The sequence below is a fragment of the Pseudomonas sp. WC2 genome (assembly GCF_050586545.1).
Classification (GTDB): domain Bacteria; phylum Pseudomonadota; class Gammaproteobacteria; order Pseudomonadales; family Pseudomonadaceae; genus Aquipseudomonas.
Genome location: NZ_JBOBDR010000012.1, coordinates 37,746 through 63,877, shown reverse-complemented (window position 1 = coordinate 63,877; position 26,132 = coordinate 37,746). Strand labels below are relative to the sequence as shown.

Below are 26,132 nucleotides of genomic sequence, written 5' to 3'. Positions count from 1 at the left end.
GGATATACGAAAAATCCGACCGTCGCGTACGATTCAGAAGCGTCGCAAATCGATTGTCATCGGCAGCTCGTCACTGATTTCCACATTCGGTATAGGAAGTTTTCCCGGGGTGTGTCCGACGCGGAAGAATCGCGCCATGCGCCGGCTCTCCGCTTCGTTGGCATTGACCGGCAAGGTCTCGTAATTGCGCCCACCCGGATGCGCGACGTGGTACTGACATCCACCCAGCGAACGGCCCATCCAGGTGTCGAGTACGTCGAACACCAACGGCGCATGCACCGGAATCGTCGGCTGCAAACAATTGGCCGGTTGCCACGCGCGATAACGCACACCCGCGACAAACTCGCCCACGCGCCCGGTCGGGTGCAACGGCACCGCGATGCCATTGCAGGTCAGCAAATAGCGCTGCGGCGGTAAGCCTTTGAGCTTGACCTGCAAACGCTCCAATGACGAATCGACGTATCGCACCGTGCCACCCGCCGCACCCTCCTCACCCAGCACATGCCACGGCTCCAGCGCCTGACGCAGTTCAAGTTCGATGCCGTTGACGGCGTAATCGCCGACCTTGGGAAAACGAAATTCAAGATGCGCGGCGAACCATTCCGCGCGCAGTGGATAACCTGCACCGTTGAGTTCGACGATGACGTCAGCAAAATCCTGCTCGATAAAGTGCGGCAGCAGGAACCGGTCGTGCAGTTCAGTGCCCCAGCGCGCCAGCTTCGGCGGCGCATAAGGTTCACGCCAGAACCGTGCGACCAGCGCTCGCAGCAACAACTGCTGAGCCAGGCTCATGCGCGCGTGCGGCGGCATTTCAAAGGCCCGCAGTTCCAGCAGACCGAGGCGCCCGGTGGCGCCGTCCGGCGAGTACAGTTTGTCGATGCAGAATTCGGCTCGGTGAGTGTTGCCGGTGACGTCGATCAGCAAGTTGCGCAGCAATCGATCGACCAGCCACGGCGCGCATTCCTCGCCCGGTTCCGGCATCTGCGCGAAAGCGATTTCCAGTTCGTACAGCGCGTCATTGCGCGCCTCATCGACACGCGGCGCCTGCGAGGTCGGGCCGATGAACAGCCCGGAAAACAGATACGACAGCGACGGATGGTTGTGCCAGTAACTGATCAGGCTACGCAGCAGGTCAGGACGACGCAGAAACGGCGAGTCCGCCGGTGTCGCCCCGCCGAGCACGAAATGATTGCCGCCGCCGGTGCCGGTGTGGCGGCCGTCGATCATGAATTTTTCGGTGGTCAGGCGGGTCTGGCGTGCCTCTTCATAGAGAAACTCGGTGCGCTCGACCAATTCGTCCCAGGTCGCCGAAGGTTGCACGTTGACCTCGATCACACCCGGATCCGGCGTCACGCGGAAGTTGCTCAAGCGCGGATCGCTGGGCGGCTCGTAACCTTCCAGCAGCACCGGGCAATGTAACTCTTCAGCGGTGGCTTCGATGGCGGCGACCAGTTCCAGATAATCCTCGACCCGCTCCAGCGGCGGCATGAACAGGTACAAACGCCCCTCACGAGCCTCGGCACAAAATGCGGTGCGCGTCAGCCAATCGGCGGATTCATCGATTTTTGGAGCGCGCTCGTCCGCTGTCGCCGGCTCGGCGTGACGGTTGAGCTGCGTGGTCTCCGGGAGATCCGGGAAGTCCTGATTCGGGTCCTGTGGATGAATAAACGGATATTCGGCGGCCTTGAGCCACGGCTGCGCACCCAGCGGCAAGCGATAGCCCAACGGCGAATCCCCCGGCACCAACCGGCAGTGCTCGTCACGCAGGTACCAGCGCCCGCTCTGCCATTGATCGCCCTTGGCGGTGCGCGCCAGCGGCAGCACTTGGCCGATCACCTTGTTCAGGCCCTGACTGAAGACCTTGCGCAGGCGGGCGCGCTCCAGCGGTTCTTCAAGACGTGAATCTTCGGCAGTGACGTTGCTCGGCAACGTGCCCTCGCGCCAGAGGTAATAGAAATTGTCCTCGTAGGCCGGGAACACAAAGCGTGTAGGCAATTTCAGGCGCTCGGCGACACTCGCCAGAAAACGCCCGGCCAGCTCGCCAGTGGCGCCGTAATCCTGCTGCTCGTCGGCGATCAGCGCATCGTTGTGCCAGATCGGTACGCCGTCGCGGCGCCAGTAACAATTAAGTGACCAGCGCGGCAGTTGCTCGCCGGGATACCACTTGCCCTGACCGAAATGCACCAGGCCTTTCGGTGCGTAGTGTTTGCGCATGTGCTGGAACAGTTCGGCGGACAGTCGACGTTTATCGTCACCCAACGCGGCGGTGTTCCACTCGGCGCCGTCCGGATCGTCGATGGACACGAAGGTCGGCTCGCCGCCCATGGTCAGGCGCACGTCATCCGCCAGCAGGTCGGCATCGATCTGCCGACCGAGCGCCTGAATCGCCAGCCATTGCTCATCGGTGTAGGGCTTGGTGACGCGCGGCGCCTCCCAGACCCGCTCCACCGACATTTCGTGGCTGAACACACATTCGCACGGTTCGACCAAGCCGCTGATCGGTGCCGCAGAGGACGGATCGGGACTACAGGCCAACGGGATATGCCCTTCACCGGCAAACAGCCCGGACGTGGCGTCGAGGCCGATCCAGCCGGCACCGGGCAGATACACCTCGCACCAGGCATGCAGATCGGTGAAATCGACGTCCGTGCCGGACGGGCCGTCGAGACTCTTCACATCCGCCGTCAGTTGAATCAGATAGCCGGAAACAAATCGCGCGGCCAAGCCAAGGTTGCGCAGCAGTTGCACGAGCAACCACGCCGAGTCACGGCAAGAGCCGGAAGCGTGTTCGAGGGTGTGCTCCGGGGTTTGCACGCCCGGCTCCATGCGGATCAGATAGCCGATGTCTTCGCTCAGGCGCTGGTTGAGTGCCACGAGGAAATCCACCGCCGGCAGCGGCGTGCGGTCGATGGCGTCCAGATAGGCTTTGAACCTGGGCGTGAGCGGCAGGGTTTCGAGATACGGCGCCAGCTCCTTGCGCTCATCGGCGGCATAGGTGAAGGGGATTTTCTCGGCGTAGGGCTCGAGGAAGAAGTCGAACGGATTGAACACGGCCATTTCCGCGAGCAGATCGACTTCGATGCGCAGTTCGTTGGTCTTCTCAGGGAACACCAGTCGGGCGAGGTAGTTGCCCTGCGGGTCTTGCTGCCAATTGATGAAATGCTGCTCAGGCGAGACTTTCAGCGCATACGACAGAATCCGCGTGCGGCTGTGAGCGGCCGGGCGCAGGCGAACGATCTGCGGGCCGAGTTCGACAGCGCGGTCGTAGCGGTAATGCGTGACGTGGTGCAATGCGACATGAATCGACACGGCGTGCCTCCTGCGAGCCTAAGCGTATTCGAAAGCGCGCAAGACTTATGCCATGCAGAGGGCTTGGGCGCTTTCCCGGAATGCTTAAGGCAGTACAGCACCAAAATCGGGCGATGCGGGGAAATGGTTTGGCGAGTTTGCTTCTATTTGTGGCAGACATGCGATGGTGGTTGCATGTGCGGTCCTCTTCGCTCAACACATTTCCTGGAGGCTGCAAATGCAAAACGCCAACCCGAAGGTTGGCGTTCTGTTCAGCTCAAGCGATGTTTAGCGCGGTACGACCGGCTTGCGGGTCGGCTTCGGCCCTTTGCCTTTCGCGGCGTCTTTGCGTTCCTTGGCAGCCTGCTGGTTACGGGCAAACGCCGCGGCCTTGGCCTGTTCACGCTTGTCCCAAGGATTACCACCATCACTGGCACGCGGCGGCAGGCCGGTGTGCTGGGTGAGGATCTTGGTGGTCTTCTCTTTGCCTTCCTTCGCCACTTTATGGCTGCCGGCCGGCGTCGAGTTCTTGCGACGGGCGCTCTGGTAGCTGTCGGTCGCCGGTTGATGGGTCGGGATCAACTGATCCTTGCCCGAACCGATCAGATCACCACGGCCCATGCGGATCAGCGCTTCACGCAGCATCGGCCAGCCTTTCGGGTCGTGATAACGCAAGAACGCCTTGTGCAGACGACGCTGCTCTTCGCTCTTGACGATGGTCACGCCGTCGCTCTTGTAAGTGACCTTGCGCAGCGGGTTCTTGCCCGAGTGGTACATCGCGGTGGCAGTGGCCATCGGCGACGGGTAGAACGCCTGCACCTGGTCAGCACGGAAGCCGTTGCCCTTGAGCCACAGCGCGAGGTTCATCATATCCTCGTCGGTGGTACCCGGGTGGGCGGCGATGAAGTACGGAATCAGGTACTGCTCTTTGCCCGCTTCCTTGGTGTACTTCTCGAACATGCGCTTGAACTTGTCATAGCTGCCAATGCCCGGTTTCATCATCTGGTTGAGCGGACCTTCCTCGGTGTGTTCCGGGGCGATCTTCAGGTAACCACCGACGTGGTGGGTCACCAGCTCTTTGACGTACTCCGGCGACTCGACCGCAAGGTCGTAGCGCAGACCGGAGGCGATCAGGATTTTCTTCACACCCGGCAACGCACGAGCGCTGCGGTACAGCTGAATCAGCGACGAGTGGTCGGTGTTCAGGTTCGGGCAGATGCCCGGGAACACGCAGGACGGCTTGCGGCACGCTGATTCGATTTCCGGCGTTTTGCAGGCGATGCGGTACATGTTCGCAGTCGGGCCGCCGAGGTCGGAGATGACGCCGGTGAAGCCTGGGACCTTGTCGCGGATCTCTTCGATTTCGCGAATGATCGACTCTTCGGAACGGTTCTGGATGATCCGGCCTTCGTGCTCTGTGATCGAGCAGAAGGTGCAGCCACCGAAGCAGCCACGCATGATGTTCACCGAGAAACGGATCATGTCGTAGGCCGGGATTTTCTCCTTGCCGTACGCCGGGTGTGGAACACGGGCGTAAGGCATGCCGAACACGTAGTCCATTTCTTCGGTGGTCATCGGAATCGGCGGCGGGTTGAACCAGACATCGACTTCGCCGTGCTTCTGCACCAGCGCACGGGCGTTGCCCGGGTTGGTTTCCAGGTGCAGCACGCGGTTGGCGTGGGCATACAGAACGGCGTCGCCACGGACCTTTTCTACCGATGGCAGGCGAATCACGGTCTTGTCGCGGGTCATGCGCGGGCTGGCCAGGATCTGCACGACCTTGGCTTCCTGCGGATCTTCAACCGGCCCCTTTTCCTGCTCGATGGCGCAGGCTTGGGTGTCCTGGGTGTTCACGTACGGGTTGATGATCTTGTCGACCTTGCCCGGACGGTCAATGCGCGTCGAGTCGACTTCGTACCAGTCTTTCGGCGTATCGCGACGGATGAACGCGGTGCCGCGCACGTCGGTGATGTCTTCGATCTTGTGACCGTAGGACAGACGCTGAGCGACTTCGACAATCGCGCGCTCGGCGTTGCCGTACAGCAGAATGTCGGCGCTGGCGTCGATCAGGATCGAGTTACGCACGCGATCCTGCCAGTAGTCATAGTGGGCGATGCGGCGCAGCGAGGCTTCGATGCCGCCGAGGACGATCGGCACATGCTTGTAGGCTTCTTTGCAGCGCTGGCTGTAAACCAGGCTCGCGCGGTCCGGACGCTTACCGGCCATGCCGCCCGGCGTGTAGGCGTCGTCGGAACGGATTTTCTTGTCCGCGGTGTAGCGGTTGATCATCGAGTCCATGTTGCCCGCAGCGACGCCGAAGAACAGGTTCGGCTCGCCGAGCTTCATGAAATCGTCTTTGGACTGCCAGTTCGGCTGGGCAATGATCCCGACGCGGAAGCCTTGCGACTCCAGCAGCCGGCCAATGATCGCCATGCCGAACGACGGGTGATCGACGTAGGCATCTCCCGTAACAATGATGATGTCGCACGAATCCCAGCCGAGCTGATCCATCTCCTCCCTGCTCATCGGCAGGAATGGCGCTGGTCCGAAACATTCGGCCCAATATTTTGGATAGTCAAATAACGGCTTGGCTGCTTGCATGTCGACGACCGGTGTTGAGATGAAAAATCGCGGGCGCGGAATATAGCACAAATTTTGACCAATTCCGACGGCGGTGGTCGGTTTTTACCGCAACCGCCTCTACCCGCTCGACACGGTCGGCACACTGCGCATCTGGCCGGTGAATCGGCCAAAAATTCGTCGCCTCGTCAGGCTTTGATGGTGAGGGCGACATTATGACAACCGTTCAAGGATGAACGCTCATGACAGTAAAACCTGGGAAAACGACAACCGTCGTTGACGTGCACACTCGACCGGCGCGACCGGACGGCCCGATGATTCACCCCGATCACGTGCCACACGTCGACTTGCCGAAGATCGCGATACCGCCGCGCCAGCCTGACAGCACGGCGCAGATGGCGGATCTGGATGCCATCACGCCCGCGCCGTCCGTCACGGTCAGCGAGATGCCGGCGTCCACGACAGCGACTGTCGCCGCACAACGTGCGCTGAGGGACTATCGCCTCACCGCCACCAGCAATCTGCCCGCGCCTGACGCCGAGGGCTTGCGCAGCGCAAAGGGCCGGCAGTTTGTCGATGTACCCGACGGCATCGTGCACATCGGCTTCGATCCGCGCAGCGGTTTGTATCGCGCCAAGCTGCCGAAAGAAGCGACGGCCTCCGGTCCGCTGCTCCTGCAGGATCCACACAGCAAGCACTGGTTCGCCCTGAACGAGGACATCCCGGCGACGTTTCCCTTGAGTGCTGCACGACTGGAATCGTTTCGCGCCGATCTCGACCTCAATGGAGCCCGGCTCGATGGCGATGACCTCTATCGGCTCGAAGGCAAGCTCTACGCGCTGATCAACCATCAGGCCTATCAAGTCATGCGCGATGTCGAAGCGTCCTCGCCGGGGCGCAAAGTCTGGCGGATCGTCAACAGCAAAGACCCGGTGGCCAACGACAGTGACAACGTTTATCACGCCAGTCGCAGCGGTGAGAGCCTGAGCATTACCCGCAACTCCCGCGATGTGTGGGTGTGCATTCTGCTTGGTCTGGTGGGCGGCATGCACCGGAACGCTTCGACGAAGGACGGCGTGGGTCTGATGCTGCAACGCTACGAGCCGATCAGGCAGGCCAGTGAAGATCTGATCCGCTCCACCGCGCGCTTCAATGATCTACGCGACCGTTCCTTTGCCTTTGAAGACAACGCGCCGGCCAAAACCGCGGCCCTGGTGGCCCTCGAGGTGCACGTGCGCAAGCACATCCGGTTGCAGGCCGATCTGGTGCAGATGTACGTCGATCACAAGGATTGGCTGGTGTACCTGAAGGCCGGCGGTCTCTACAAGAAAGAGTTGTTCGAGCAACAGATGCTGCGGGTCGATTATCTCGGCAAACTCATGGCGACCATGGACATGCGGGCGGCCCCGACCATCCGACAGGAGACGCTGGAAGCCAGCAAGCAAAAACTGCTGCATCTGGATAAAAAGCTGTTGGTGCTGCAAGAGCGCCAAGTCGTCATCGACCAGATCAAAAAAAGCTTTCGTGACGCTGACCACGATCTTGAAACACTCAGCGCAGCCCTGCCTGACGTTGAAAAAATCAACATCAACAAATTCCACTGCTACCTGCATCTGTTGACGGGCGACCTGAATACATTGCCCGAAGTCGGCCTGAATTCAGTCTGGGCGATGCATGCCATGGAAGACCTGAGAGGCGCCGCGACACCGGCCAATCCGCTAGTCCTGCGGGTTTTCCTGGAGCACGTCGGCCGGGAGAAGAGCCTCTTCGAACGGTTGCAGGAAACCGAGCCCGCCGAAAAGGTGCAATACATCCAGCAGATGATCCCTCTGCTCGAGTCCTTTGAAGTCCGAATCGAAAAGCAACTGACCGAAATCTATCAACAACTCAAAAGCAACAGCGAACTACCCGCTTTCGATCAGGACATCGACTTCGACTTTTTGCCGGCGCAGCCCAAGGACTCGCCGCCGGTCGTACCACGCAGAATGTTTCGCACCCGTGAGCACGGCGCAGACAAACTCTTGGTCGGCGACGCCGAAACGGCGGCGGACGGCAGCGTCATCATCAGGGTTGCCGATCCATACAAACCCAACGATCCACCGCTGCGCTATGAAAAGCGCCAAGGGCAATGGCGCCCGGTCACCGTCACCCGCTCGATCCCGGGCAAAGCGCAGCTGATCAGCGATGCCCATCAGGCACTGGGGCTGATTGATGATCATCTGCGCAAGGCACTGGCCCAAGAGCAACAGAAAGCCAATCCGACCAACATTGTCGAGTTCCTCGGCGCGCGGAGCGAACGGCTCGATCAGTTGGCGAAATGGCTGGGCGAAACCCAAGAGGCGACCACTGACGCCAGCATCTCCGGGCTGATCGGGCGCCTTACCGCTGCCAGCCAACACCTCAACGATGCGGGCCAACAGGCGCTGATCCGCCTGTACAAAAACCGCGAAATGCTGGACATCCTGCGCCTGAACTATCTGCTCGATCACGGCGAACTCAGCGCCACCCGCACGGTTGAGCGCAAGCCTCAGGGCAAAGGCAAGCACAAATCCTTTATCGACGTGTATGTCATCAAGGATCGCGTTAGCGCTGAGCCGCTGTGGGAAGCGCATTTCCACTACGACAAGACGGACAGCCCCGCACTGAACTTCACGGTTCGGGGCGGCCACCTGAAAACCCTGGAACAGGCCGGACGCGGCTCCGCCGCACAGCGCCGGGATGAGCAGGCCGGGCTGCCCCATGTCGCCATCTGGCGCGAAACCTTCGATGGTAGAACCGCGCAAAAAATCTTCGATCTGGCGGTTTGAAAATCGCCGACGTATTCAACAGGCAATGATGCCGACTGCCTTGTCTGCACCCGTTCGCGGGCGCCGACGAGGCGCCCCTGCAAGGACGCACATGAAAAAGAAACCATCGATCCACGGCACCACGACCGTCGATATCCACACCCGACCGGACGCAACGGTGGATCTCCCGCACCTGATTCCGGATCGCCCGATCCGCGTCGACTTCGATCTCACCCCCACTCCGCGACCACACCTGTTGCCGGAGCTCGACAGGATTGCCATCGCCAACGATCCTGACGCCATTTTGCCGGCTCCTCAGGTCACGATCAGTGAGCTGCCGAGCGGCACAGCACTCACTCCGCATACCTCAGCGCCTTCGCTGGAGCGCTACCGGGTGCCTGCCATCGCGGCGCTACCGGCTGCCGATGCGCAAGGCGTGCGAACATTGAAGGGCCGCCAGTTTGTCGACCTGTCGGACGGTGACACCGTGCACATCGCCCGGGATCCTCAAACCGGTCTGTACCGTGCAAAACTGCAAAGCGAGCAGGTTGCCTCGGGACCGTTGCTGACCCGTGATCCGGACAGCGGCTTGTGGCATCCGCGCAGCGACCTTGAGTCGATCATCTTCCCGCTGTCCGACACACGCCTGGAAGCATTCCGCACGGCGCTGGATTTCTCCGAGGTCGAACCCGACAGCCAAGGGCTGTTTCGCCACGACGAAAAACTCTACGTGACGATCCGTGAGCGGGCTTATCAGGTGTTGCATGATCGCGACGCTTCATCGCCGCAAGTGCCGGTGATGCGCATTGTCCGGTCCGATGATCCAGTGGCCGCGGACACCGACAATACGTATGTCGCCACGCGCCCCGGACGTTCGGAGCCGATCGCGATGGATCCTCAAGATGGCTGGGTCGGCGTCAATGTCGAAGGGCAAGGCGGGATGCGCCGAGGTGAGCGACCACGGTCAATCCGACAAAGCCTGGTCGACCGTTTCGCCGCTTTCGTGCATCGACCGAATCGTCCTGAGCCACGTGTACAAAAACTGTATCCGGGTTTCGACGATACCCAGATCGCCCGCTATCTGCAGTCATTGGGTGACGATGTCTCGGGCGCACTGACCCGCAAAGAGGCCGAGTACAAAACCCTGAAAAAGGACTTGCAGGACTGGACTCAAACCCACGCCCAGATCCCTGCGGTCTCAAAGACGCAGACCAAATTGATCGCCCACGACATCAAGCGCTGCTGGCGGCGTCAGACCGAGCCAAAGCTGAAGCTGCCTGCGGAGAACGTAAAGCTGCCGGCACTGACTGCGGATTTCAGCCATGTGCGTTCGCTAGAACTCGACCTCGCGGCATGGAGCACGGGGGCGGAGACCTTCCTCAACGGCTTCACCGGTCTGGAAACGCTGGTCATCAGCCGTTCGGCGCTCAAGGAACTCCCACCCGCCATTGGCAAGATGCCCAACCTCAAGGTTCTGGATCTGCGCGCCAACGGTTTGCGACTGGACGCTGCCAGCGCAGGCACGCTAAGCGCGCTCAATCGCCTGGAAAGCCTGGTCCTGGCGAAAAACCCGCTGGGTACGCTACCCGATTGCGCCAGCATGCCGGGTCTGCGCAAACTGGATCTCAGCGAAACGGGTATCGCAGAGTGGCCGCAATGGCTGGACAAGCTGACTCAGCTGGACCTTGTCGACCTGCGTAGCAATCAGATCAACGAAGTGCCTTCGGCTTACCTGAATCCCACCGATGCCCGACTCGAAGCGATCGCCGGGATCAATCGCCATATCCTGTTGGAACACAACCCGTTCCCGGAAGGTTACTGGAAGCACTTTGAGCGCTTCTGGCAGCGAGTTGAACGCAACCATCCGACTCTGGCCGCCACCGTCAACCATGACCTCTTCAGGCTGGAAAAGAATCTCCCCGACGTGTTCCGCGCGCGGACGTTGCATACCGACATGGACGTGACTGCCGCGAAAAAATACCTTCTGGACATGGACGACGCCGGCACACAAATGGCCAATCGTCAGCGCGCACTCGAGAAACTGGACGCCGATCTGCACAGTTTCCTCATGGCAAAAGAGGCGCTGCCTCGTGGCGAACGTGAACTGGCCGTCAATGCCGCGAAAGCCATCAGGCGATGCTGGCTGGACAAACGCGAAAGCACATTGACCCTCGGATTCCACAACAGGTGGAGCACCCGAGCCCAAACCAGTGTGCTGCCGCTGCTGTCCGCGGACTTCAGTCATGTGCGTGAGTTACACCTCGATAGCGTCGAATGGACGGTTGACGCTGACGCGTTTCTGTCCGGCTTTGCCAACCTGGAAACCTTGAAGATCAACAACTCCACCCTCGAGCAGCTTCCGCCCAAGGTCGCTGAAATGAGCAAGCTGAAGACGCTGGATCTGCAGGAAAATAAACTTCAACTCGATCAGCAGAGCGCGACAACTCTGGGCGCCCTCAAACATCTGACGCGCATTGATCTGGCGAAAAATCCACTCAAGGTTTTACCTGACTTCAGCGCCATGGCCGGGCTGGACTATCTGGACCTCAGTCATACCGGAATCAGTGACTGGCCCAAGGGCCTGCAGGAAAACACCCCTTGGTTGTATCTCAATCTGAGCCACAACCATTTGAAAGCAGTACCTGAAGCCTGCCTCAATCCTGCGCCGGAAAAACTTGAATCGATGGCACGACGCAACGGCGCAACCCTGCTCGAGCGCAACAACTTTCCCGCCGATTACTGGAAAATCTTCGATGCGTACTGGCGCCGTCTCACTTTGAACCATCCCGAACTGGTAATGCCGGGCAAGAGCGCCGGATTCGATAGTGAAAACGCCCCGGCGCAACGTTACCGGCGCTTGTACCCACACAAAAGCATCGAGGAGTGCCGCAACATTATGTGGGGCATTGAGCCGGATACCGCCCTGGCCAAGCTGATTACCCTCGAACAAGAGTTCAGCTTATTGAAAGGTCAGCTCGACAACTGGGTCTTCACTGGCGGCGGAGGCACCCGTCAGAACTACACTCACGCGACTCAAATTCAGCTCAGGCACGGGTTCCGTGAAGATCGAGCTGAAGCCAGAAACCGAATTCTGGCTTGCTGGCGGCAGGAAACTGCGCAAATGCGTGCGAGTGACGGTACGACGATCGGCCTGGAACTGGATCTCAGCAATCTGACACTGGAAACCCTGCCGGACATCCGTGTGGACTTCAGTCATGTTGGCTCACTGAAGCTGAAAAAGATGAACCTTCAAACGTCTCCCGAGGGTTTTCTGACTCACTTCCGCCATGTGCGCTGGCTGGATTTGTCAGACAACAAATTGCGCGAATTGCCCCCGGCCATCGGCGAAATGCATGCGCTGACTCGCCTGTTTCTGCAAAGCAACGAGATATCCCTGACCGCCGACAGCGCCCGGATTCTCTCCGAGCGAACGACGCTGCGGGCGCTGTTTCTATCGCGCAATATTCGACTGGGCAACATTCCGGACTTCAGCCAAATGGCTGATTTACGCATGCTCAGCCTTGCCCATAATGGTCTTGAGACATTCCCTGGCGGCCTGACCGATCAGCTCTTGTTGGCCTACGTCGACCTGAGTCACAACCGCATCACCGAGATTCCCGACGCGGTCATCGCGCCGGCGAACGAACGTCTGGCCCATGCCGTGCGTCTGACCAACATCACCGACATCACCAATAATCCTTTGTCGGATGAGACCCTCGCCCGAGTGACTCAATTCAGCAATCGCCTGACCGAGAGGGCAATAACACTGCCAGGACCCAACAATCTGGTGCTCACCTCTACGCGTCGAGAAACCTCCGCCGTCGTCAGAGTCCCGATTGGCGATCCGATGAGCCGCTGGGCGGTGGGTTTGTCTGCCGAGCAGATAACGGCCAGGAAAGCGCAATGGCAATTGCTGCGCAGCGAGGCGGGTTCGGATGGGTTCTTCAATACGCTGGGGCTGTTATTGCAGGATCCGGGAAGCCAGGCCGACCTGCAACGTCGCGTCTGGAAGGTTATCGACAGCATCACTGAAAACTCCCCGCAATCGGAAAGCCTGCGCCGGGAGTTGTTCGACCGGGCGGGCGCAGCGGCGTGCTGTGATCGCGCAGCCTTCACGTTCGCCAATCTGGAAACCCGGACGATGATCTACTTCGCCCACGCCCAGGCGACGGATCTGACCCAAGGCGCCCAATTGACTGAACTGTCCAGAGGCCTGTTCCGTTTACATGAAGTGGACAAAATCGCCTCCGCCGACATCGCCGGACGCGAGGCAAAGGCGCGCGCCGAGCGAGGTGATCGAGGGGCTGGTGAACATGAACACTTGGTTCACGAGGAGGTGGAAATCCGCCTGGCTTATCGCCACGGCCTCAAGGATCGCCTGCAATTGCCCGGACAGCCGGAGCGCGCCGCGTTTACCCAATTGGTCAATGTGTCGAAGGCCGATCTGGATGGCGCCTACGCAACCGTCAAGGCGATGGACAATTCGCCGGAGGAGTTTCAGGCATTGGTGTCCAGAGAGTTCTGGCAGGAATTCATTACCCACAAACACCGTGCGCAATTCGAAACCCAGCGCCAGCCGTTTCAAGACAAGCAAGCAGCGCTGGACGATGCGTACGCGGAGCAAAAACTCTCTCAAGCCGATTACGAAGCGCAATCCAAATCGCTGCAGGCATCACTGGTGATTGAGGAAGCAACACTGACCGAGACCCTGACGCGTCAGGAACTCGTTGAGCAAAAGACATCCGCTGCCAAAGGTAAATAACAGGAGGTAAACCAAGGCTGGCCGAATGATTTCGGCCAGCTATCACTCGTCGTCGTCGAAGTTATAACTGCCCGGTGCGAGGTTTTCGAAGCGGGTGTACTTGCCGATGAACGCCAAACGGATAAAACCGATCGGGCCGTTACGCTGCTTGCCGATGATGATTTCAGCGATGCCTTTGTGCTCGGTTTCCGGGTGATACACCTCGTCGCGGTAAACGAACATGATCACGTCGGCGTCCTGCTCGATCGCTCCGGATTCCCGGAGGTCGGAGTTGATCGGACGTTTGTTCGGTCGCTGCTCGAGGGAACGGTTGAGCTGCGACAGAGCCACCACCGGGCAGTTGAATTCCTTGGCCAGGGCTTTCAAGGAACGCGAGATTTCAGAAATTTCGTTGGTGCGGTTATCGCCGCCGGAACCTGGAATCTGCATCAACTGAAGGTAGTCGATCATGATCAGACCGATGTCACCGTGTTCACGGGCCAAGCGCCGGGTACGCGCACGCATTTCCGACGGGCTGATACCGGCGGTGTCGTCGATGAACAGCTTGCGGTCATTGAGCAGGTTGACCGCCGAGGTCAGGCGCGGCCAGTCGTCATCTTCCAACTGACCGGAACGTACCTTGGTCTGGTCGATCCGGCCAAGAGACGACAGCATACGCATGACCAGCGATTCGCCTGGCATCTCGAGGGAATACACCAGAACAGCCTTGTCGCTGCGCAGTACGGCGTTTTCCACCAGGTTCATCGCGAAGGTGGTTTTACCCATCGACGGACGACCGGCGACGATGATCAAGTCAGCCGGTTGCAGGCCGCTGGTCTTCTCATCGAGGTCGGTGTAGCCAGTGGACAGGCCGGTAATGGCTTCGTCGGTGTTGAACAGCGTATCGATGCGATCGATGGCCTTGGTCAGCAACTCGTTCACACCCACCGGGCCACCGGTTTTCGGCCGGGCCTCGGCGATCGCGAAGATCTGTCGCTCGGCTTCGTCGAGGATTTCCTCGGCGGTACGCCCTTCCGGGTTGAAGGCACTGTCGGCGATTTCGGTGCTGATGCCGATCAATTGGCGCAACGTCGCCCGCTGACGGACGATTTGCGCATAGGCCTTGATGTTGGCGACGGACGGCGTGTTTTTCGCCAGTTCGCCAAGGTAACCGAGGCCGCCGACTTGCGAGGTCTGACCTTCCTTGTCGAGTTGTTCGGCAAGGGTCACGACGTCGATCGGCGAGTTCTGATCAGCCAGTTTGGCGATCGCACGGAAGATCAGACGGTGGTCATGTCGATAGAAATCGCCATCAGAGACTTGATCAAGCACGCGTTCCCAGGCGTTGTTGTCCAGCATCAGACCACCGAGTACAGCCTGTTCGGCCTCGATGGAATGCGGCGGCACCTTCAGGGCAGCGGTTTGCAGATCGTATTGCTCGGGAGCGGAAATATCGTTCATGGCCACTTGAGTGTTAGTGAAAAGCAGGGAATTCAGAAAGACAAAGGGCACGACCTGTAAACAGGATCGTGCCCGATGTTAACCGTCTGACGGGCAAGCCGCCAGCCGATCAGGTGTTGCTTAAGCTGCTACCACGACAACGCGTACGGTGGCTTCAACTTCGGCGTGCAGGTGCACAGCCACGTCGAATTCACCCACGTTGCGGATGGTGCCGTTCGGCAGACGAACTTCGCTCTTCTGCACTTCAACGCCGGAAGCGGTCAGTGCGTCAGCGATGTCGTGAGTACCGATCGAACCGAACAGCTTGCCTTCGTCGCCAGCGGTGGCAGTGATGGTCACTTCCAGCTCGGCCAGTTGGGCAGCACGGCTTTCAGCCGATGCCTTACGGTCTGCGGCAGCTTTTTCCAGCTCAGCACGACGCTCTTCGAACGCAGCCAGGTTGGCAGCGGTCGCAGCGGTAGCTTTGCCGAAAGGCAGCAGGTAGTTACGGCCGTAACCAGCCTTAACGTTTACTTTGTCGCCCAGGTTGCCCAGGTTGGCGATTTTTTCCAGAAGGATCAGTTGCATGTGGAAATCCTCTTAACTTTTAACCTTCACCGTTCGCGTTATCGGTGTCTTTCGACACGTGACGACCGCGAAAATCAATCAGGCTGTCGACAATGGCCAGAACCACGAGCAACGGATAGAGCAGCTGCATGAACAGCAACAGCGTGACGTACAACCCCACCAGCCAGAAACCGGCCAGTCGCTTCTGCCCGACCAGCCCATGAATCAGGGCAAGTCCGGCGAACACCAGCGGTACACTGCACAACGGCGTCAACATGGCCATCTGTGCACCGAGATTCGGGCCCAGAAGCATCAACGCCAGCAGTAACATCGCCGGCCCCAGCGGGATCCGGATGGCGCGAAACTCGCGACCAAAACCACCCGGGTTGTACAACAACGCCTGCCAATGACGCCCGATAATCAGGCTCAGCACGCTGACGATCTGCAACAACGCCGCAATCAGTCCGGTCAGGACGGGTGCAATCAGGGACGCGAAACGCGCTTGCTCTTCGACCGACAATTGCTTGTAAGTCTCACCGAGAAGCGCCGGCATGACCTTTATCAAGGCCTGCGCGAGCATCTCGATCTGGGCCGCAAATGCAGCCCCGAGCACCACTGAAAACACCACGCCAATCACTACGCTGACCAGCAGCGTACGGACCCAGGATTCACTCGCGCGCAAAACCAACGCGAGTCCCGAAGACCCCAGCAGCACCAGAAGTGCCCGTGGGTCATCGGCATACAGCCACCAGATCAAGGCTGGCAGCAGTCCCAGCGACAGAACACCGAGGGCGTCCGTCAATCCGCGCCGCAGGAGCACAAGGCTCCCGGCGGCAGCACCCAACCAATACAACAACGGCAATGTTGCACATCCGGCCACCACGAGAGTGGCCTGCATACGGCCTCGCATGATGAACTCAGCTAAGGCACGCATGCATTCAATCCTTTGCTACTTGTCGACTGCCCGGTCTCAGCGGCCGTGGCTGTCGGTGTAGGCCAGCAGGGCCAGGAAGCGGGCGCGCTTGATAGCGGTGGCCAGCTGACGCTGATAACGAGCTTTGGTACCGGTGATGCGGCTTGGAACGATTTTGCCGGTCTCGGATACGTAGGCTTTCAGAGTGTTGAGATCTTTGTAATCGATCTCCTTCACGTCTTCAGCGGTGAAGCGGCAGAATTTACGACGACGGAAGAAACGTGCCATTTGATAGGCTCCTTAAAAGGTCCGTGGATTACTCGTCAGCGTTATCGCTGTTGTCGCTGTCATCACTATCAGCGCTATCAGCGCCTTCGTGCTCAGGACGGTCGCGACGCTCACGGCGCTCACTGCGGTTTTCTTCAGCCTTGAGCATCTCGGATTGGCCAGTAACGGCTTCTTCGCGACGGATGACCAGGTTACGGATCACTGCATCGTTGTAGCGGAAGTTGTCTTCCAGCTCGGCCAGGGCCTTGCCAGTGCACTCAACGTTCAGCATCACGTAGTGAGCCTTGTGAACATTGTTGATTGCGTAGGCCAGTTGACGACGGCCCCAATCTTCCAGACGGTGGATTTTGCCGCCGTCTTCTTCGATCAGCTTGGTGTAACGCTCAACCATGCCGCCGACTTGCTCGCTTTGATCCGGGTGGACCAAAAAGATGATTTCGTAATGACGCATGAATGCTCCTTACGGGTTGTAGCCTGCCGCTCAAAAACGGTCAGACAAGGAGTGAATGACACTTATGGACTTGCTGGCGCGGGGCACATGCGTGCCTGCCGTCACAGCAAGGGGCGCAATTGTAGAGAAGGGACAGAAGAGGTGCAAGGCAATTGGTGATTATTTGAACAACAGCTGTAAGCATCGAGCCTCAAGCTGCAAGCGGGTCCGCTTTTAGCTTGAGGCTTGCAGCTATAAGCTTATGGCTTGCGCGAAGCGCTCGCCTTGGCTTTCGCACCACGCTGGCGCTGAGCTTCGAACAGGCAAACACCGGTGGCCACCGAAACGTTGAGGCTGCTGACGCTACCGGCCATCGGCAGTTTCACCAGATAGTCGCAGTGCTCGCGGGTCAAGCGACGCATGCCCTTGCCTTCGGCGCCCATGATCAGGATGGTCGGGCCGGTCAGGTCCTGGTCATAGATGCTGACCTCGGCCTCACCCGCCGTACCGACAATCCACAGACCGCGCTGCTGAAGTTTTTCCAGGGTGCGCGCGAGGTTAGTCACCGCAACCAATGGAATCACTTCCGCCGCGCCGCAAGCGACTTTACGCACGACCGGCGTCAGGGTCGCCGACTTGTCCTTCGGCACGATCACTGCCAGCGCGCCGGCCGCATCGGCCGAGCGCAGGCACGCGCCGAGGTTGTGCGGATCGGTGACGCCGTCGAGCACCAGCAACAGTGGCGCGCCTTCGGTGCGATCGAGCAATTCGTCGAGCATCGCTTCGCCCCAGACCTGGCTAGGGCTAACTTCTGCGACCACGCCTTGGTGCACGCCTTCAACCCAAGCGTCCATTTCGCGGCGCTCAGCCTGACCAACCTGAACACGGTTTTCGTTGGCCAGCTCAACCAGCGTCTGCACGCGCGGATCGTTGCGGCTTTCAGCCAGCCAGATCTGCTTGACGCGTTTCGGGTGGTGACGCAGCAACGCTTCTACCGCGTGAACGCCGTAGATTTTTTCCAACTGACTCATGACTTCGCCTTCGGTTTACGGGCCCCGCCACTTTTGGCTGGAGCCGAACCCGCTTTTGGCGGGCCTTTGCGGTGTTTGCTCGGTTTGGCTGGTTTGCCGCCGGAGGCCTTTTCAGGCGCCGACCGTCCGGTCTTTCCCCCGGACGCCGCTTTACCACCGTTTTTGGCGTCAGAAAGCAGCGCTTTCTTCATTTCACGGCTTTTGCGCAACTCGGCGTTTTTCGCCACGGCGTCGCTTGGGCGGTAGGCTTCAGCAGCCTTTTCCTTGGCCGGACGACGACCAGCGGTTTTCGCTGGAGCCTTCTCTTCCGAGGTTTTGGCAGCAGGCGCAGCAGTTTCAGCACCGCGCTTTTTGCGGCCGATCGGCGCGCTGATGGTTTTTTCTGCCATCTCGAAGTCGATCTTGCGCTCGTCGAGGTCAACGCGCATGACGCGCACTTCAACGGTATCGCCGAGACGGAAGCTGCGACCGGTGCGCTCGCCCGCCAAGCGGTGATGCACAGGATCGAAGTGGTAGTAATCGCCCGGCAGCGCGGTGACGTGCACCAGGCCTTCGACGTAGATATCGGTCAGCTCGACGAACAAACCAAAGCCGGTCACCGCGGTGATCACGCCCGGGAACGACTCGCCCACGCGATCTTTCATGAACTCGCACTTGAGCCAGTTCACGACGTCGCGGGTCGCCTCATCGGCACGGCGTTCGCTCATCGAGCATTGCTCGCCGAGTTGTTCCAGCGCCGCCTCGTCGTACGGGTAAATACGCGCCTTCGGAATGGTCATCGCACCGGCACGACGAACGTGCGGGGTGTCCTGTTTCGAATGGATCACGCTGCGGATCGCGCGGTGCGTCAGCAGGTCCGGATAGCGACGGATCGGCGAGGTGAAGTGGGTATAGGCTTCATAATTCAGGCCGAAGTGGCCCTGATTGTCAGCGCTGTACACCGCTTGGCTCAGCGAACGCAGCATGACGGTCTGGATCAGGTGGAAATCCGGACGATCCTTGATGCTCGCCAGCAAGGCCTGATAGTCCTTCGGCGACGGACCGTCCTTGCCTTTGTGCAGGGACAGCCCGAGCTCGCCAAGGAAGGCGCGCAGTTTTTCCAGACGCTCCGGCGGCGGGCCGTTGTGAACACGATACAACGCGGGTATTTCGTGCTTCTTCAGGAATTCAGCGGTGGCCACGTTGGCCGCCAGCATGCACTCCTCGATCAGCTTGTGCGCATCGTTACGAACGGTTGGACGGATCTCGGCAATCTTGCGCTCAGCCCCGAAGATGATCCGGGTTTCCTGCGTTTCGAAATCGATCGCGCCACGGACGTGACGAGCAGCCAGCAGAACCTTGTACAGCGCATAGAGCTGCTTGAGGTGCGGCAGAACGTCGTTGTACTCGCCGCGAAGCTGGCGCGCCTCTGTAAGTTTCGGCGTTTCCAGCATCGCGCTGACTTTGTTGTACGTCAGACGAGCGTGGGAATGGATCACCGCTTCATAGAAGCAGTAGTCGGTCATTTCGCCGGACTTGGAGATGGTCATCTCGCAAACCATGGCCAGACGATCGACGTGAGGGTTCAGCGAGCACAGGCCGTTCGACAGTTGTTCAGGCAGCATCGGCACTACGCGCTCGGGGAAGTACACCGAGTTGCCGCGAACCTGAGATTCATTGTCCAACGCCGAACCGATCTTCACGTAGCTGGAGACGTCAGCAATGGCCACGTACAACTTCCAGCCGCCGGAGAACAGGCGCAACTTGCCAGGTTTGGCTTCGCAGTAAACCGCATCGTCGAAGTCGCGGGCATCTTCGCCGTCGATGGTGACGAACGGCAGATGGCGCAGATCGACGCGCTTCTCTTTGTCTTTCTCTTCGACTTCCGGCTTGAGCTTGGCCGCTTCTTTCAAAACGGCTTCAGGCCAGACGTGCGGGATATCGTAGGCGCGCAGGGCAACATCGATTTCCATGCCCGGCGCCATGTAGTTCCCGACCACTTCAACCACATCGCCTTGCGGCTGGAAGCGCGGCGTTGGCCAGTGGGTGATTTTCACCTCGACGAACTGACCGATCTGGGCGTTGGCATTACGGCCCGGGGTGACCAGCACTTCTTGCTGGATCTTCGGGTTGTCTGCAACGACGAAGCCGATGCCGCCCTCTTCAAAGTAGCGACCGACGATGGTTTCGTGAGCACGCGAAACCACTTCGACGATCACGCCTTCGCGGCGACCGCGACGGTCGAGGCCGGAAACACGGGCCAGCGCACGGTCACCGTCGAACACCAGACGCATTTGCGCCGGGCTCATGAACAGGTCATCGCTGCCGTCATCAGGCACCAGGAAGCCGAAACCGTCACGGTGACCGCTGATGCGACCGAGGATCAGGTCGAGCTTGTCGACCGGCGCGTACGTGCCACGGCGGGTGTAGATCAGTTGAGCGTCGCGCTCCATGGCGCGAAGGCGGCGGCGCAAGGCTTCGATCTGGTCTTCTGTGGTCAGACCAAACTCTTCCACCAGTTGCTCGCGGGCAGCAGGCGAACCCCGATCGGCGAGATGCGCCAGGATCAGTTCGCGGCTAGGAATAGGGTTTTCATATTTTTCCGCTTCACGAGCGGCCTCGGGATCGAGGGACTGCCAATCGGCCATTAGAGAGTTTTCACCTTGTCTATATGCGGGTTAGTTTGGCATAGGCGTCATGAAACGGGAAATTTCCGACTATATAAGGCCCAACTGAGGGCCTGTTTCGACGCCCGAAAGCCGTTTTGACCACCGCCGGTAAAAAAAATCATATTTTTTGCTGACAGGGGTTTACAGTTAAAAAGACGCTCCGTATAGTGCGCGCCATCGACGACGCAAGCGTTGTTGATACTGCCCAGATGGTGAAATTGGTAGACACGCCAGCTTCAGGTGCTGGTGACCGCAAGGTCGTGGAAGTTCGAGTCTTCTTCTGGGCACCAATTTAGAGTTTGAGACTAGATCAGTTTCAAGACTCACACAAAACCCGCGAAAGCGGGTTTTTTGCATTCTAAGCCCGGGCTTTCTTAAAACTGATTTATTAAAATTAAATCAGGGGTTTACAGATCAAAATGCGCTCCGTATAGTGCGCCACATCAACAGCGGCAACGCTAGCGATGATTGCCCAGATGGTGAAATTGGTAGACACGCCAGCTTCAGGTGCTGGTGACCGCAAGGTCGTGGAAGTTCGAGTCTTCTTCTGGGCACCAATTCAAATTCAAGGTTACGACCTTGGATTTCACAGAAACCCGCGAAAGCGGGTTTTTGCGTTTCTGGGTTCCAGAAAAATCAATCACTACCGCGCCTATCAAAACGCCAGCCCCACCGCAAGGCGCACTTGAGAAACAATATCGTTTATCATTGTTGCAAGTTTTTGCAATGCGACAGTGAGGAACCCTGCGAATGACGTTTCGAAATACCCTGCGCCGAGGCTTGACCTTTACCCTTCTCGGCCTGGCGCTCGCCACTCCCCTCACCCAGGCTGCCGATGCGGTTTCCCTGACTCTCTACAACGGCCAGCACAAGGAAGTCGGCGACGCGATCGCCAAAGCCTTCGAAGCCAAGACCGGCATTCACGTCAACGTGCGCAAGGGCAGCAGCAACCAGCTCGCCAGCCAGATCATCGAAGAAGGCGACCTCTCCCCCGCCGACGTGATCTACACCGAAGAGTCGCCGCCGCTGAACAACCTTGGCGAACTGGGCCTGCTGGCCAAGACTGATAACGCCACCCTGGCCGTTCTGCCGGAAAAATATGTCGCCGGTAACGGCACGTGGATCGGCGTAACTGCGCGGGTTCGGGTGGTGGCCTACAACCCGAAACTGGTCGATGAGAAAGACCTGCCGAAATCGGTGATGGAGTTCTCCGATCCGCAATGGCAGGGCAAAGTCGGCTTCGTACCGACCAGCGGCGCGTTCCAGGAACAGGCCGTAGCGATTATCAAAATGCACGGTCGCGACGCCGCCGAAGAATGGCTGACCGGCCTGCGCGCGTTTGGCAAGACCTACAGCAACAACATGGTTGCGCTCAAAGCCGTGGAAAACGGCGAAGTTGCCACAGTCTTGGTGAACAACTACTACTGGTTCGCCCTGCAGCGCGAGAAAGGCAAACTCGACTCGAAACTGCACTACTTCACCGGCGGTGACGCTGGCGGCTTGATCACTGTATCCAGCGCTGCCGTACTGAAATCCAGCAAACATCCGAAAGAAGCCCAGCAATTCCTCGCCTACATGGCTAGCGAAGAAGGTCAGCGCGTGATCACTCAGACCACCGCCGAATACCCGCTGCACAAAGGCATGGAATCGGATCGCGGGCTCAAGCCGTTCAGCGAACTGGAAGCGCCGAACGTCACGCCAGCCGATCTGGGTAATGCCGAAGAAGCGCTGGAGCTGGAACGTGAAGTTGGCTTGAACTGATGGACGCATCGTTATCCGCCCCCGCCGCGCGCGGGGGTTACGTACCGAAGCGCAAGCGGCCGTCAATCTGGCTGGTGCTGCCGGTCTTGCTACTGGTGGTGATGAGCCTGTTGCCGCTGGCCTACGTCGGGCTCAAAGCCTGGCAAGCGGGCTGGGCCGAGGCGCTGCACTTGTTGTGGCGCCCGTATGTGTTTGGCCTGCTGCGCAACACGCTGGCATTGATGGTCGGCGTAACCCTCACTTGCGGCGTGATCGGTTTGTCGCTGGCTTGGCTGCTGGAACGCAGCAATCTGCCGGGACGCCGCCTGTGGGGCGTGATTTTGTGCCTGCCGTTCGCGGTGCCGGCGTTTGTCAGCAGCTTCACCTGGGTGTCTTTGAGCGCACAGTTCGAAGGCCTTGGCGGGGCGATTCTGGTGATGAGCCTATCGAAGTATCCGCTGATCTTTCTGCCGGTGGCGGCGACCCTGCGCAATCTTGACCCATCGCTGGAAGAATCCGCGCGCACCCTTGGGCAGAACCGCTGGGGCGTGTTTTTCCGCGTCACCCTGCCGTTGCTCTGGCCGTCGCTGCTCGCGGGCTCGCTGCTGATTGCCCTGCACATGCTGGTGGAATTTGGTGCACTGTCGATCATCGGCCTGCAGACCTTCACCACGGCGATCTACCAGCAATTCGAACTGGAATTCAGCAACGCCAACGCGGCGATGCTCTCGGCCGTGTTGCTGGCGTTGTGTCTGGTGCTGTTGTGGCTGGAGCTGCGCGTGCGCGGCAAAGGCCGGCATGTGCGCACCGGGCAAGGTGCGGCGCGCCGCGCGGAACAGGTTCGGCTTGGGCCATGGGCGGTAGTCGGTCAGCTGTACTGCCTGATGCTGACGATTGTCGGCAGCGGGATTCCGTTGGGGATGTTGGCATACTGGCTCGCGGTCGGTTCGTCGGCGGCATTCCCGGTGGCGGCGATTACCGAAGCGCTGCTGTCCTCGTTGGCGTTGTCGCTCGGCGGTGCGGCGCTGTGTCTGGTGCTGGCGGTGCCTGTCGGGTTGCTGGTGGTGCGTTACAAAGGCCAATTGGCGATCTGGGCCGAACGCTTGCCGTATCTGCTGCATGCCTTGCCGGGTTTGGTGATTGCGCTGACGCTGGTGTATTTCGCCCTGCATTACGTGCCGGCGCTGTACCAGACGTCGGGACTGCTGCTGATTGCCTATGCGCTGTTGTTTCTGCCGCTGGCTCAGGCACCGATTCGCACTGCGCTGAACAAGGCTGCGCCACAACTGGAAGAGGCCGCACGCACGCTGGGCGCTTCGTCGTTTACGGCGTTTTGCCGAGTGACGCTGCCGATCATCTTCCCGGCATTGGGCGCGGCGTTTGCGTTGGTGTTTCTGGATGCGATGAAGGAATTGACGGCGACGCTGCTGCTCAGTCCGACCGGACTCAACACATTGGCGACCGAGGTATGGGCGCATACCGCGAATGTCGAGTTTGCGGCAGCGGCGCCTTATGCGGCGTTGTTGATTTTGGTATCGGGGTTGCCGGTGTATCTGCTGACGACGCGGATGTATCTGAGCCGCTGATGCCTGCTTTCGCGAGCAGGCTCGCTCCCACACGGAAATGCATTCCAATGTGGGAGCGAGCTTGCTCGCGAAGAGGCCCTTCCGGATAACGCTAGGCCCTGAACTGCCCCAGACTCGCTTTGAGCTGCGCGGCCAACCCATCCAGCACCTTGCCACTCGCCGTGGTTTCCACCACCGCCTGCGCCGCTTTCTCGGCCTGGGCATGAATCGTCTCGACCCGCCCGCGCACAGCCTGTGCACCCTGCGCCTGATGCGCAGCGGCTTGTGTCGCCAGACCAATCGCCGCATGCACCTGCTCGACCGAAGCCTGCACTGATTGCTGCAATCGCGCGCTGTCACGCAACACCAGCAGCCCTTCGCTGGCCTGACGTCCGGCCTGACCGATCGCCTCTACCGCCTCACGCGCGCCCTGCTGCAACGCGACGATGTGCGCCTGAATATCGCCCGTGGAGCTTTGCGTCTTGCTCGCCAACGCACGAACTTCATCCGCCACTACGGCAAAACCACGCCCGGTTTCGCCAGCGCGCGCGGCCTCGATAGCGGCGTTGAGTGCCAGCAAATTGGTCTGTTCGGCAATCCCGTGAATCACCGTCAACACCACTTCGATCTGCTCACTCTGCTGCGCCAGCCGCTCGATGACTTTCGCCCCCGTATCAACCTGCCCCGCCAGTGCCTCGATCAAATTGCCGACCTTGGCCGACGTGCGAGTGTTTTCATCCGTGGCCTGACGAATATCCACCACCTGCTTCAACGCCGCCTGCATCGCGTGACTTTCCGACTGCGCCTCATCAGCCATTTGCGACAATGCGCGCAGGCTTTCAGCAACTTCGTCACGCTGCATGCCGGCAGCCGCATCGGCACCGGCGTTGCGTAAAGTCATTGCGCCAATCTCGACGCCGGTGCGCTGAGCGACATCGCCCGCCTCGCGCACGATCGGCTGCAACTTATCGACAAAGCGATTGACTGCCGACGCCATGTCGCCGATCTCGTCCTTGCTGTTGATCTGCACGCGCTTGGTCAGATCGCCCTCGCCCGCCGCCAGATCATCCATCGCGGCATTGAGCATCTTCAACCGATTGACCACGCGATGGCCCAACACCACGGCCAGCAACAGCAGCACGCCGCAGCCGACCAGCGCCAAGCCCAGACCGATTCTCCAGCGCAGGGTCGCGGCGGCCTCTTGAACGGTGCTGGCCGTGTTGGCTTTCATTTCGGCGGCGGTGGATTGTGCCGATTGCAGACGCGCCTGCATGGCTTTGGCGCTATCGGCGGCGGCACCTTGAAGGCTGTCGCCGACCAGTTGATCGCTGCTCGCGATCAGCGCCGAGAAGCGCTTGTCCAGCGCGGCCAGATCGGTTTCCACCGAGGCCGTGGAAACGCCCATCAGTACCTTGCCGATTTCCACGCCGTTCGGATTGATCGAGGCTTCGAGGTAGTAGACCGACGGATCGTTCTTCGCCGCATCCAGCACTTTATCCAGCGCGCGCTCGCCTTGGCCCTTTTCCAGCAAGGCCTTGTTGATCGGGTTTTCGCGATTGAGATAACGGGTCAGGTGCTGGCCAGTCGCGTCGTCGTAGACCACGAACAGCACGTTGGGATTGCGCTGGGCGCGGCGAGCGAACTCGGACAGGGTCGGCACGTCGCTATCCCACATGGCGCGCGGCGCCACCGAGGCGAGCAACTGAGCCATATCATTAGCCGAATCCTTCAGATCCTTTTCTAGCGTCGCACGCAGCTGCGCTTGCTCATCCTTCAAACGCGCAGACAAACCAGCGGTCAGACGCTGCCGGGTACTCGAGGACAGGTTATCGAGGCTTGAAGTGACTTCTCGCCCGGCCTGCTCCAGTTCGCCCGAGAGTTTCTGGCTATCGGCACCGAGGCGCACAGCCAAATCAGCTTCCAGCGCCGTGACGGTGCTCCGTGTCAGGGCGACGGCCACCAACACTTGCACCAAAAGGGCGATACCAAGGGTAACGAACACTGGGCGCAACAAACGGCTTTGTAACAGTGAGAGAACGGCCGACACTGTGAATACCTCTACTTCTGACGCCATTAATTTGATGGCACTCTTGTAGGAAGATTCACAGCAAAGGT

The 26,132-nt window shown here is 59.7% G+C and carries 15 protein-coding genes and 2 tRNA genes; 7 read left to right on the top strand and 10 right to left on the bottom strand.

Annotated elements, in window-relative coordinates:
* Positions 1 to 33: 33 nt before the first annotated feature.
* Together ACQ4OE_RS16155 and ACQ4OE_RS16150 are read right to left on the bottom strand one after the other, a co-directional pair.
* Complete coding sequence (locus ACQ4OE_RS16155) at positions 34 to 3,309, bottom strand: DUF2126 domain-containing protein (RefSeq protein WP_430947200.1); 3,276 nt, start codon at positions 3,307 to 3,309, stop codon at positions 34 to 36.
* A 267-nt stretch (positions 3,310 to 3,576) separates the two neighbouring features.
* On the bottom strand, positions 3,577 to 5,889 hold the full coding sequence (locus ACQ4OE_RS16150) for a YgiQ family radical SAM protein (protein ID WP_007915855.1): 2,313 nt from the start codon (positions 5,887 to 5,889) through the stop codon (positions 3,577 to 3,579).
* A 221-nt stretch (positions 5,890 to 6,110) separates the two neighbouring features.
* Between ACQ4OE_RS16150 and ACQ4OE_RS16145 the strand changes: the two genes are divergently transcribed.
* The gene (locus tag ACQ4OE_RS16145; RefSeq protein ID WP_430947199.1) at positions 6,111 to 8,675 is read left to right on the top strand and encodes a hypothetical protein; all 2,565 of its coding nucleotides are present in this window, start codon (positions 6,111 to 6,113) and stop codon (positions 8,673 to 8,675) included.
* A gap of 91 nt (positions 8,676 to 8,766) precedes the next feature.
* Positions 8,767 to 13,416 (top strand): NEL-type E3 ubiquitin ligase domain-containing protein, encoded by a 4,650-nt coding sequence (locus ACQ4OE_RS16140; protein WP_430947198.1) that lies wholly within the window; start codon positions 8,767 to 8,769, stop codon positions 13,414 to 13,416.
* Positions 13,417 to 13,458: 42 nt separating this feature from the next.
* Here ACQ4OE_RS16140 and dnaB read toward each other — a convergent pair whose 3' ends face one another.
* The 7 genes from dnaB to rnr form a co-directional block, all read right to left on the bottom strand.
* Positions 13,459 to 14,856 carry a replicative DNA helicase gene (gene dnaB / locus ACQ4OE_RS16135; protein ID WP_122593802.1) on the bottom strand — a complete coding sequence of 466 codons (1,398 nt, stop codon included), beginning with the start codon at positions 14,854 to 14,856 and terminating at the stop codon, positions 13,459 to 13,461.
* A gap of 120 nt (positions 14,857 to 14,976) precedes the next feature.
* Positions 14,977 to 15,423, bottom strand: a complete 447-nt coding sequence (gene rplI / locus ACQ4OE_RS16130) for a 50S ribosomal protein L9 (protein WP_003221136.1) — start codon at positions 15,421 to 15,423, stop codon at positions 14,977 to 14,979.
* Between the two features lie 19 nt (positions 15,424 to 15,442).
* Positions 15,443 to 16,336, bottom strand: coding sequence for a hypothetical protein (locus ACQ4OE_RS16125; protein ID WP_122593803.1), 894 nt, complete (start codon positions 16,334 to 16,336; stop codon positions 15,443 to 15,445).
* Positions 16,337 to 16,372: 36 nt separating this feature from the next.
* On the bottom strand, positions 16,373 to 16,603 hold the full coding sequence (gene rpsR, locus ACQ4OE_RS16120; RefSeq protein WP_002551829.1) for a 30S ribosomal protein S18: 231 nt from the start codon (positions 16,601 to 16,603) through the stop codon (positions 16,373 to 16,375).
* Between the two features lie 28 nt (positions 16,604 to 16,631).
* The gene (rpsF, locus tag ACQ4OE_RS16115; protein ID WP_003236224.1) at positions 16,632 to 17,054 is read right to left on the bottom strand and encodes a 30S ribosomal protein S6; all 423 of its coding nucleotides are present in this window, start codon (positions 17,052 to 17,054) and stop codon (positions 16,632 to 16,634) included.
* A gap of 239 nt (positions 17,055 to 17,293) precedes the next feature.
* Positions 17,294 to 18,064 carry a 23S rRNA (guanosine(2251)-2'-O)-methyltransferase RlmB gene (rlmB, locus tag ACQ4OE_RS16110; protein WP_108224401.1) on the bottom strand — a complete coding sequence of 257 codons (771 nt, stop codon included), beginning with the start codon at positions 18,062 to 18,064 and terminating at the stop codon, positions 17,294 to 17,296.
* On the bottom strand, positions 18,061 to 20,691 hold the full coding sequence (rnr, locus tag ACQ4OE_RS16105) for a ribonuclease R (RefSeq protein WP_430947197.1): 2,631 nt from the start codon (positions 20,689 to 20,691) through the stop codon (positions 18,061 to 18,063). The genes rlmB and rnr overlap by 4 nt, the downstream gene beginning before the upstream one ends.
* 224 nt (positions 20,692 to 20,915) lie before the next feature.
* Between rnr and ACQ4OE_RS16100 the strand changes: the two genes are divergently transcribed.
* The 5 genes from ACQ4OE_RS16100 to ACQ4OE_RS16080 all read left to right on the top strand — a co-directional run bounded on the left by ACQ4OE_RS16100 (position 20,916) and on the right by ACQ4OE_RS16080 (position 24,038).
* Positions 20,916 to 21,002: transfer RNA gene (locus ACQ4OE_RS16100), tRNA-Leu, on the top strand.
* Between the two features lie 180 nt (positions 21,003 to 21,182).
* Positions 21,183 to 21,269: transfer RNA gene (locus ACQ4OE_RS16095), tRNA-Leu, on the top strand.
* Between the two features lie 22 nt (positions 21,270 to 21,291).
* On the top strand, positions 21,292 to 21,450 hold the full coding sequence (locus tag ACQ4OE_RS16090; RefSeq protein WP_430947196.1) for a hypothetical protein: 159 nt from the start codon (positions 21,292 to 21,294) through the stop codon (positions 21,448 to 21,450).
* Between the two features lie 12 nt (positions 21,451 to 21,462).
* Positions 21,463 to 22,473 (top strand): extracellular solute-binding protein, encoded by a 1,011-nt coding sequence (locus ACQ4OE_RS16085; protein WP_430947195.1) that lies wholly within the window; start codon positions 21,463 to 21,465, stop codon positions 22,471 to 22,473.
* Entirely contained in the window at positions 22,473 to 24,038 is a 1,566-nt protein-coding gene (locus ACQ4OE_RS16080) for an ABC transporter permease (protein ID WP_430947194.1), read from the top strand. Before ACQ4OE_RS16085 ends, ACQ4OE_RS16080 begins: the two co-directional genes overlap by 1 nt.
* 91 nt (positions 24,039 to 24,129) lie before the next feature.
* Here ACQ4OE_RS16080 and ACQ4OE_RS16075 read toward each other — a convergent pair whose 3' ends face one another.
* A complete protein-coding gene (locus ACQ4OE_RS16075; RefSeq protein WP_122594143.1) occupies positions 24,130 to 26,064 on the bottom strand; it encodes a methyl-accepting chemotaxis protein in 1,935 nt (644 codons plus the stop codon).
* Positions 26,065 to 26,132 lie beyond the last annotated feature (68 nt).